Origin of the sequence: Nonomuraea sp. NPDC049758 (assembly GCF_040674635.1) — a bacterium.
Lineage (GTDB): Bacteria > Actinomycetota > Actinomycetes > Streptosporangiales > Streptosporangiaceae > Nonomuraea.
In genome coordinates this window covers 586,230-595,213 of record NZ_JBFAMZ010000004.1, presented here as the reverse complement: position 1 = coordinate 595,213, position 8,984 = coordinate 586,230, and the positions used below count along the sequence as shown (strand labels likewise).

General features: G+C 68.8%; 7 protein-coding genes and 1 rRNA gene. 2 read left to right on the top strand and 6 right to left on the bottom strand.

All coding sequences use genetic code 11. From position 1 onward, the window contains the following. Nucleotides 1-87, top strand: a 5S ribosomal RNA gene (gene rrf, locus AB0J46_RS14250); the annotation flags it as partial. Nucleotides 88-1,202: 1,115 nt separating this feature from the next. On the opposite strand, the gene AB0J46_RS14245 is transcribed toward rrf, so the two are convergent. Beyond that, a complete protein-coding gene (locus tag AB0J46_RS14245; RefSeq protein WP_364330934.1) occupies nucleotides 1,203-2,480 on the bottom strand; it encodes a PQQ-binding-like beta-propeller repeat protein in 1,278 nt (425 codons plus the stop codon). 469 nt (nucleotides 2,481-2,949) lie between these two features. After that, nucleotides 2,950-4,302: a hypothetical protein gene (locus AB0J46_RS14240; protein WP_364330931.1), complete on the bottom strand. Its 1,353-nt coding sequence runs from the start codon at nucleotides 4,300-4,302 to the stop codon at nucleotides 2,950-2,952. A gap of 314 nt (nucleotides 4,303-4,616) precedes the next feature. Here AB0J46_RS14240 and AB0J46_RS14235 point away from each other — a divergent pair, with 314 nt between their 5' ends. Beyond that, on the top strand, nucleotides 4,617-5,645 hold the full coding sequence (locus tag AB0J46_RS14235; protein ID WP_364330928.1) for a serine hydrolase: 1,029 nt from the start codon (nucleotides 4,617-4,619) through the stop codon (nucleotides 5,643-5,645). Here the strand turns inward: AB0J46_RS14235 and AB0J46_RS14230 are convergent. From AB0J46_RS14230 to pstC, 4 genes are read right to left on the bottom strand one after another with little or no spacing between them, the layout of a single operon-like run. Beyond that, the gene (locus tag AB0J46_RS14230; RefSeq protein ID WP_364330925.1) at nucleotides 5,614-6,339 is read right to left on the bottom strand and encodes a response regulator transcription factor; all 726 of its coding nucleotides are present in this window, start codon (nucleotides 6,337-6,339) and stop codon (nucleotides 5,614-5,616) included. The genes AB0J46_RS14235 and AB0J46_RS14230 overlap by 32 nt on opposite strands. Further along, nucleotides 6,339-7,115 (bottom strand): phosphate ABC transporter ATP-binding protein PstB, encoded by a 777-nt coding sequence (pstB, locus tag AB0J46_RS14225; RefSeq protein WP_352322866.1) that lies wholly within the window; start codon nucleotides 7,113-7,115, stop codon nucleotides 6,339-6,341. The genes AB0J46_RS14230 and pstB overlap by 1 nt, the downstream gene beginning before the upstream one ends. Before the next feature lie 15 nt (nucleotides 7,116-7,130). After that, a complete protein-coding gene (gene pstA / locus AB0J46_RS14220; protein WP_357985115.1) occupies nucleotides 7,131-8,003 on the bottom strand; it encodes a phosphate ABC transporter permease PstA in 873 nt (290 codons plus the stop codon). Next, nucleotides 8,000-8,980 (bottom strand): phosphate ABC transporter permease subunit PstC, encoded by a 981-nt coding sequence (gene pstC / locus AB0J46_RS14215; protein ID WP_357985112.1) that lies wholly within the window; start codon nucleotides 8,978-8,980, stop codon nucleotides 8,000-8,002. Before pstC ends, pstA begins: the two co-directional genes overlap by 4 nt. Nucleotides 8,981-8,984: the final 4 nt, after the last annotated feature.

Here is an 8,984-nt window from a genome sequence, read left to right as displayed (position 1 = left end):
GGTTACATTCCGAACCCGGAAGTTAAGCTTCTCTGCGCCGATGGTACTGCACTCGGGAGGGTGTGGGAGAGTAGGTCACCGCCGGACAATCTTTCGAAGAGGCCCCGCACGGTTTGTGTGGGGCTTCTTCGCGTTCGGAAAGGGGTCCGACTTCGGTCGGGGCCCTTTCTGCATTTCCGGGGGTATTTCTTCCATTCCGGGTGTGGTGTGGTGGCGGGGCGCTGCTGGGTGGGCGGTGCCGGTTCAGGAGGCCGGCTCGTGGCGGGCCAGTGGACCCTTGGCCCCCTGGACCCGTGGGTCGGTGGGCCGGTGCTCCGGTTGGAGATGCGCTATTGCAGGGCGCAGGTACCGCTTCCGGCGATCCCAGTCGGTTCCGGCCTCTGGTCAGTCCAAGCCGTCCTGTTTCGAAGACTTAGGGTTCGTGTCCCGCCGCATTTGGAAGGAGATTGAGGGGGCGTCTCCGGCCCCGCCTCGCCGGAGGCCCAAAGGTTCGTATCCCGCCCCTGGGCCGATGTTCCTCCAGCTCCGTCCTTGGCCGGCCCTACGCCACTGCTGAAGGTCGACTCTCAGCAGGCTTGCGCAAGGTGGCGTTAACGTCGCGACCGCAGACAGGCTTCAGGTGTCATCAGCCCGGATACGTGGCACATCTTCGCGTTTCCAGGCCGGTCCCCTCATCCTATGTAGGGCCGATGGGGCCAGGCAGAGGCATTGGAGGCGGGTGGGGTGCGTCAGGCCTTCTGGCACGTGGTGTATCCGCGGCATTCGCCAGGCATCCCCGGAATGTCACTGCACCCCAGGCTTCTCTGGCTCTCGGGATATCTCAGCTGGCCAAGCGCAGTGCCCGCAGGCTGGCTTCGATGCGCCGCCGATTAATGGCATGGCGCTGGGTGGCTCTGGTGGTGGGTAACGATCCGAGGACGTAACCGGGACGTCATGAACCGGGGCTCTGAAAAGAGCCTGTCCTGAGGAGAGACCCGTGTCGGGTGAGGGTAACGGTAAGGGCTGGTCCGGGCCCGGTGGTGGTGGTCGAGTGGTGGCGGATGAGGTGAGGGCTGGCGCCGGGGTTGCGGGGATGTGGATGTGGATGGGGGCTTGGGGTGCAGGGCTAGGGGGTTACGTGGAGGGGCGGGGCTTGTGGAAGGTGGGTGGAGATGGGAGAAGGGCCTCACGTTGGATGCGTGGGGCCCTTCTGGTGTTGAGGGTCAGTTGGATTTGGTGTTGACGTAGGTGACGGCGTATCTGGTGGCTACGGAGGTCCAGGGGACGGTGATCACTACGCCGTTGCGTTCGAAGACGCGGGCCTTTTCGGCCTCGGTGCCGTACTTCTGGGGGAGGGTGGCCAGTTCGGTGGCTTTGCCGGTGGCGGCGTCCAGGCGGATGAGGCGGGGGGCCAGGTCGCGGCGGTCGCCGGTTTCGACGGCCAGCAGGCCTTGGTCGTCGGCGCGGATGTAGGTGAGGATCGTGTCCTGGGTGCCGGACGATACCCACAGCTGCTTGCCGGTCTTCAGGTCGTAGGCGAGGGCCTTGTTGCGGGAGCGCATGCTCTGCGGGACGTTCTCCGGGAACGTGGCCAGGTAGAGGCGGTCGCCGTGGATGGTGTAGCGGTGTTGTTCGAACAGGCCGTTGACCATGGCCACGGTGTTCATGGCGAGCATGTCCACCTCGGGGGTCTTGAACTCGGTCACCTTGGTGGCGGCGTCGGAGTAGACCGTGAAGTTGTTCTGGCCGCCGGACTCGCTGCGGATGATGGCGGGAGAGGCTGACAGAAGGCTGCTCATGAGGCTGAGCTGGCCCAGCGTGGCCTGCTTGGTGATCTTGCCGGTCTTGGGGTCCAGGTACTGGAGACGGGTGCCGCCTCTGAAGGTGCAGTCAAGGATGACGGCGACCCGGGTGGGGGCGGTGTTGATGTCCTTGATGTGGCAGCCGTCGTCGGGCGACGCGGCGGCGCTCCACAGTTTGTGGCCGTCGGAGAGGCGGTAGGCGACCACCGCGTCGTCCAGCTCGGTGACGGCCACGCCGTCGGCGCTCATGATGCGGGGGACGTTGATGGAGTTGGCGAGGGTGGACTTCTCGGCCGGGATCTTGATCTTCCAGGTGAGCTTGCCCGTGGTGGCGTCGATGCCGGCCAGGTGGTCGCACGAGTTGCTGCTGCCGTACGCGATGGCGGCCTTGCCGCCGGACAGGTCCGGGGTGGCGCCGCAGAGCTGGGCGCCCGGCGAGGGGATGCCCCAGGAACGTTTTCCGGACGCCAGGTCGTAGGCGAGGACGCCGTCCTTCTGGGCGCGGATGACGACCTTGTCGGTCAGCCAGCTGCCGAAGGCCAGGGCGGTGGTGAAGTCCCAGCTTCCGGCGTTGGGGAGGGGGACGTCCCATTCTGCCCCGTCGCCGCCCCCGTCGCCGAATGCGGCGATGCCGCCGCCGGTCGTTCCGGTGGTGGCGACGAACCAGGCGGTGCCCGTGCTGACGGAGAGGAGGACCACGGCCGCGCCGGTGGCCAGCAGGGCGGTCTTCCACTTGGGTCGGGGGCTCTGCTGCAGGGGTGCGGGCTGGCCGCCGTACGGTGTGCCGCCGCCGGGTGCGGGGGGCTGCGGGGGTTGGCCGTAGGGCGAGGGAGGGGGCGGCGGGTATGTGGGCTGGTTGCCCGTGGGGGGTGGGTATGGGGGTTGATTGCCTGATGGCGGTGGGTATGCGGCTGGGTTGCCCGTTGGCGGGGCATACGCGCCAGGAGAAGGGGCGTAGGAATTGGCGGGCGGTTGGGGGTAGCCCGCGGGTGGGTAGGCGGCCGGGCCCGTGCCCTGCGGGGGGTACGCGGCCGGGCTCTGCGGCCACGGCTGCGCGGGCGGAGGGTAGGCGCCTGCGTTGGGAGCCGGCTGGCCGTACGGGTTGGGGGGTGGGGAGCCGTACGGGCCGGGTGGGGTGTTGGAGTGGTCGGTCATGGTTGCTCCCCGTTCAGGCCAGCTGCCCGCGGACGTACGACGCCCACTGCCGTTCGAAGTCCGCCTTGCTCACGCCCAGCACCTTGAACAGTGCCGCCTCGCTGTCGTCGCCCTTGGCACGGTAGGCCGCGATCACCGCGCTGGTCAGCTTCTGCTCGCCGTACCGCTGGGCGATGTAGCGCATGGCCAGGTGTCCCATCAGGTAGTGCACGTTCGTCATGCCGTTGGCGTCCCACGACGGGTTGTCGGGGAGCCGGCCAGAGAAGCGGGTGCTGAGGCTGCCGGCCAGATAGGCGCGGCCTTCCTGGAAGCGGATGTTCTGGTTGATGGGGTGGCCGCGGTTGGCGGAGTACTCGGCGAAGCCCTCGATGACCCAGTTGGGCTTGCCGAACAGGGAGAAGTCGGCGCTGTCCAGCCCGGCCAGCAGGGAGTGGGCCAGCTCGTGCGTGCTGATCTCCAGGATGCCCTCGGACGACCGGAAGAAGGACGTCGTGGTGTCCATGACCACCCGGGTGCCGCCGACCTTGACGTCGTCACCCAGGGAGGCCCAGGCGAGCATGGGGATGGACACGCCCGCTTCGTGCGCCTTCTCCTTGCGGAACAGGTTGCCGAGCTGGTTCTGCCCCTCGACCAGCGCGACCGCGAACCCGGCCGGCACGGGCGCGGTGGCGTCGCCGTTGCGTTTCCAGAAGTCCAGGTTCTTCTTCGCCGCGTTGGCTACCACCGGGGCGACGCGCCTGGCCATGGCCGCGTCCTGCGGACGGGACAGGACGATGCTGGCGCCCGCGCGGACCACGGTGATGTCGGGCCAGATGTCCCACGGGCCCGGGTAGTACACGGACTTGCTGCCCTCGCTCACCATGGGTGGCGGCGCGCCGTCCACCTTGGTGACGACCAGTGGCGCGTCCTTGGACGCCTTCTCCAGCGTCCAGCGGTACCACTCCGAGACCGGCCGCAGGTCGATGCCGGCGAACCGGTGGACGAACGCGACGTCCTGGGTGAACTTCAGGGCCCGCCCGAAGCTGTCCTCGGCGCGGCCCTCGCGCCGCATCACCTTGTACGACGCCTCGCTGAGCGGCACCTTGCGCAGGTTCGTGAACACCTTGCGCTGGTCGCGGACGAGCGCCGCGTTGCCCTTGTCGAAGATCGAGGTGAACGCGTCGGCGTTCCCGCTGCTCAGCGCCTTGCCGTGCTCGTAGACCAGCTTCTCGATCTCCTGGTCGGTGACGATCACGGCGTTCGGGTCGCTCTTGCCCGACGCCTCCTGGCGGCGTAACGGGTCCTGGTCGCCGTTGATGCGGCCGCGCAGGACGAAGCCGACGCCGGCGCCCACGGCGATCGCCACCACGAGCGAGACGATGCCCATGGTGACCCAGAAGCCGGTCCGGCGCCTGGGCGGCGAAGGAGGATTGGATGGAGATGGTGGCGGCGGCTGCATGGCCGGCCACTGTTGCTGCTGCTGTTGCCCCTGATACTGCGGAAAACTCGGCCCCGTTGTCACTTTTGCCCCGAGAGTGCTGACAAACCCCGAAAGAGGGGAATCGTACCAGTGGCCACATCGGGCGTCTTCGGGGTGGTCGGGTTCTTTGTGGAGTGGTGAGTAGGTGAAGATGTTTTCCGGCGACTCGTAGCGCGGTGTTGCCATTTTTCGTGATAATTCACCGCATGATCGCGGGCAGCGTGAGGACACTTCCACGGCTGGCCATCGCGCTCGCCCTCCTGCCGCCGCTACTCGCCCCAGGCACAGCCGCGGGGACGGCGCTGCCGACGCACGCGGCGCCGGGGACGGTGGGCGCACACGTGGCGATGCCAGGGCAGGTCAGCGCCCCGGAGCCGGTGACCGTGCGCGCCGTGCCCGGGCCGGTACGCATGCCGCACCACCTCGGCCACCCGGCGATCGCCGTGACGGTCCCGGCCAAGAAGCCGAAGGCCGTGAAAAGCGTCCAGGCCAAGAAGAAGGTCGTGAAGCCCGTCCCGGCCAAGAAGATCACCGAGCGGCTCGACCGCTTCCTGGCGGGCCGGCCGGGCCCGGTCACGGCCATGGTCAAGGATCTGACGACCGGCCGCGTCTACCGCTACCACCCAGGCGAACGGCTGATCACCGCCAGCACGGCCAAGGTCCAGATCCTGATGGCGCTGCTGCTCGGGAGACCGTGGCGCAGGCTGCCCGAGCCCGTCAGGCGCGACGCCGAGCTCATGATCCGCTACAGCGACAACCACGCGGCCGACCGCCTGTGGTTGCGGATCGGCGGCGCGGCGGGCTTCACCGAGGCCGGCAGGAGGTTCGGGCTCAGGCACACCAGGGGCGTCCCGGGGGACTGCGTCGACCTCTACTGCTGGGGCATCACCGAGACGTCGGTGGACGATCAGGTCCGCCTGATGAAGGCGCTGGTGTCCGGGAAGAGCCCGCTGAAGGCGAAGGAGCGCGCGCAGGTGCTCAAACTGATGGGCGCGGTCGTCCGCGGCCAGGACTGGGGTGTCTCCGCCGCGGCCTGCGCGGGCGAGCGCGTGCGTCTGAAGAACGGCTGGTTGAAGCGCGTCTCCAACGGGCGCTGGGCCACGGTCAGCGTGGGGCTGATCCGGGGCCGCGGCCACGACTACGCGGTCGCCGTCCTCACCGAGGGCAGCGCCGAGGTGGGGGACGGCATCGCGACCGTCGAGGGCGTCGCCGCGCGGATCATGCGGGACTTCCGGAGGTGCCCGGCGTGACCAGCCGGTAGCCGACGCCGCGCACGGTCTGGATGAGCTGGTCGTCGTTGTCGCCGAGGCGCGCGCGCAGCCGTTTGACGTGCACCGCGATCGTGTTCGTCGACGTGGTCGCGGCGGCGTGCCACACGTGCCGCATGATCTGCTCGCGGGTGACCGTGCGGTCGGCGTTGCGCATCAGGTACTGCAGCAGCTCGAACTCGCGCAGCGGGAGGTGCACGGCGCGGCCCTCGACGCGTACCTGGTAGGCCTGGACGTCCAGTTCGACGCCGCCGACGGCCAGGACCTTGCGGGACTCGGGGGAGGACGCCTGGATGAACGGCAGCAGTTCCGGCACCCGGTACGGCCGGGCCACGCAGGCCGCCGCCCCCGCCGCGAGCGCACGTACGGCCTGCTCGGCGTTCCCCTCGCCGACGCCGAGCAGGACGGGCACGGCTCGCGCGAGCCGTACCGCGCGGACGAAGTCGACCGCGTCGATGACCGGGAGCGTGGCCGACACGAGCACCACGTCCGGCTGCAGCGCTCCCGCCTGGAGCAGCCCTTGGGCGCCGTCCGGCGCGCCGGTGACGGCCACGCCCTCGCGTTCCAGCGCCGTGACCAGGTCGTCGACCACGGCGTCGTCGGGGTCGGCGATGAGCAGTACGGGCTTGGTCCGCGTGTCCCCGTTCATCGTGGATGCCGCCTGCTGTGGGGTCATCAGCCGAAGCGTCCCGTGATGTAGTCCTCTGTCGCCTTCTCCGAAGGGTTGGTGAACATGCGGGAGGTCTCGTCCATCTCGATGACCTTGCCGGGCTTGCCCTGGGCGGCCAGGTTGAAGAACGCGGTCCGGTCGCTGACCCGGGCGGCCTGCTGCATGTTGTGGGTCACGATCACGATCGTGAACTCTTCCTTGAGCTGGGCCATCAGGTCCTCGATGGCCAGCGTCGAGATCGGGTCGAGCGCCGAGCACGGCTCGTCCATGAGCAGGACCTGCGGCTTGACCGCGATCGCGCGGGCGATGCACAGACGCTGCTGCTGACCGCCGGACAGGCCGGCGCCGGGCTTGTTCAGCCGGTCCTTGACCTCGTTCCAGAGGTTGGCGCCCTTCAGCGACTCCTCCACGATGCCGTCGAGGGTGGACTTGCCGACCCGGCCGTTGAGGCGGAGTCCGGCGGCCACGTTCTCGTAGATCGACATCGTGGGGAACGGGTTGGGGCGCTGGAAGACCATGCCGACCATGCGCCGGACCGAGACGGGTTCGACGGTGGGGGCGTACAGGTCCTCGCCGTCGAGCATGACCTTGCCCTCGACGCGGGCGCCGGGGATCACCTCGTGCATGCGGTTGAGCGTGCGCAGGAACGTCGACTTGCCGCATCCGGACGGGCCGATGAACGCGGTGATCGAGCGCGGCTCGATGGTCATCGACACGTCCTCGATCGCCTTGTGCGACCCGTAGTACGCGTCGAGGCCCGAGACCTGGATCTGCTTGGACATTGTGGCGGATACCCCCTATCGGCCCCTGGCGGGCCTGCGCCACCAGGCGATCAGGCGCGCCACCAGGTTGAGCAGCATGACGATCAGGATCAGCGTGAGGGCTCCGGCCCAGGCGCGGTCGATGGCGGTGTCGTTGGGACGGGCCGCCTGGTCGAAGACGAAGAGCGGAAGGCCCATCTGCGGCCCGCTGAACGGATCGTTGTTGATGGAGTCGGTGAAGAACACCGTGAGCAGCAGCGGCGCGGTCTCGCCGGCCACGCGGGCGACGGCCAGCATGACGCCGGTGACGATGCCGGTGAACGCGGTCGGCAGCACGACCTTCAGGATCGTGCGCCACTTGGCCACGCCCAGCGCGTACGAGGCTTCGCGCAGGTCGTTGGGCACCAGCCGGAGCATTTCCTCGGCCGATCTGACCACGGTCGGCATCATCAGGATCGACAGCGCCAGCGCGCCGGCGAAGCCGGAGAACGGGTTGCCCAGGAAGAGCACCCAGAAGGCGAGGATGAACAGGCCGGAAACGACTGAAGGGACGCCGGTCATGACGTCCACGAAGAAGCTGATGGCCCGGCTCAGGCGGCCGCCGTGGCCGTACTCGACCAGGTAGATGGCGGTGAACAGGCCGATCGGGACCGAGATGAGCGAGGCCAGCAGGACCTGCTCCAACGTGCCGATGATGGCGTGGTAGGCGCCGCCGCCGACGTCGCGGGCGCCGATGTTCCGCATCGAGTGGGTGAGGAACTCCAGGTCGAAGCGGGCCAGGCCGTTCGAGATCACCAGCCAGAGGACCGAGATGAGCGGCACCACGGCCAGCGCGAACGCCAGGTAGACCAGCCCCTGGACGAACCTGTCCTTGATCCGGCGGCCGGTCGAGATGTGCTGGATGGTCATGATCCCACCGCCCTGAACTCCTTGCGCCGGTTGATCACCATGCGTGCGCCCATGTTGACCAGCAGCGTGATGACGAACAGCACCAGACCGGAGGCGATCAGCGCACCCCGGCCGACCTGCGTGGCCTCGCCGAAGCCGTTGGCGATGTTGGCCGCGATGCTGTTGGCGTGCGGGGTGAGGATCTCGAAGCTGAGGTCGAAGGTGGCGGGGAAGATCAGCGCGACCGCGATGGTCTCGCCCATCGCGCGGCCGAGGCCGAGCATGGCGGCGCTGATGACGCCGGGCCGGCCGAACGGCAGCACGGCCATCCTGATCATCTCCCAGCGGGTGGCGCCGAGCGCCAGGGCCGCCTCCTCGTTCATCTTCGGGGCCTGGAGGAAGACCTCGCGCGAGATGGCCGCGATGATCGGCAGGATCATGATCGCCAGGACGATGCCGCCGGCGAGCATGGTCTTGCCGCCGATGGCCCCCTCGCCGGAGAACAGCGGGAACCAGCCGAGGTGCTCGTTGAGCCACTGCGACGGCGTGCGCAGCAGCGGCACCAGGAACGTCACGCCCCACAGGCCGTAGACGACGCTGGGCACGGCGGCCAGCAGGTCGACCAGGTAGCCGAGCGGCCCGGCCAGGCGGCGGGGCGCGTAGTGGGAGATGAACAGCGCCACGCCCACCGCGATGGGGGTGGCGATGACCAGCGCGATCGCCGAGCTGAGGACGGTGCCGAAGGCCAGCGCGCCGATGCCGAAGACCTGGCTGCCGTTGGGCTCCCAGATCAGGTCGGTGAAGAAGTTGCCCTTGTTCGCCTGCAGGGCCGGGACGGCCTCGCTGATGAGGAACACGGCGATGGCCGCCATGATCCCCAGCAGCAGGACGCCGGCACCGGTGGAGACGAACTTGAAGGGGCCTTCACCATGGCTGCGCCGCGAGGCGGACCGGCGCGTGGCCGGCCCGCCCCCACGGGTACGAACGTTGGTCGTCATGCTG

What these genes read in the sequence shown, in the direction of transcription:
- AB0J46_RS14240 (WP_364330931.1), bottom strand. Translation starts at nt 4,302, where the DNA reads ATGGGCATCGTCTCGCTCGTGGTGGCGATCGCCGTGGGCGCCGGCGTC.
- pstB (WP_352322866.1), bottom strand. Translation starts at nt 7,115, where the DNA reads ATGTCCAAGCAGATCCAGGTCTCGGGCCTCGACGCGTACTACGGGTCG.
- AB0J46_RS14230 (WP_364330925.1), bottom strand. Translation starts at nt 6,339, where the DNA reads ATGACCCCACAGCAGGCGGCATCCACGATGAACGGGGACACGCGGACC.
- pstC (WP_357985112.1), bottom strand. Translation starts at nt 8,980, where the DNA reads ATGACGACCAACGTTCGTACCCGTGGGGGCGGGCCGGCCACGCGCCGG.
- pstA (WP_357985115.1), bottom strand. Translation starts at nt 8,003, where the DNA reads ATGACCATCCAGCACATCTCGACCGGCCGCCGGATCAAGGACAGGTTC.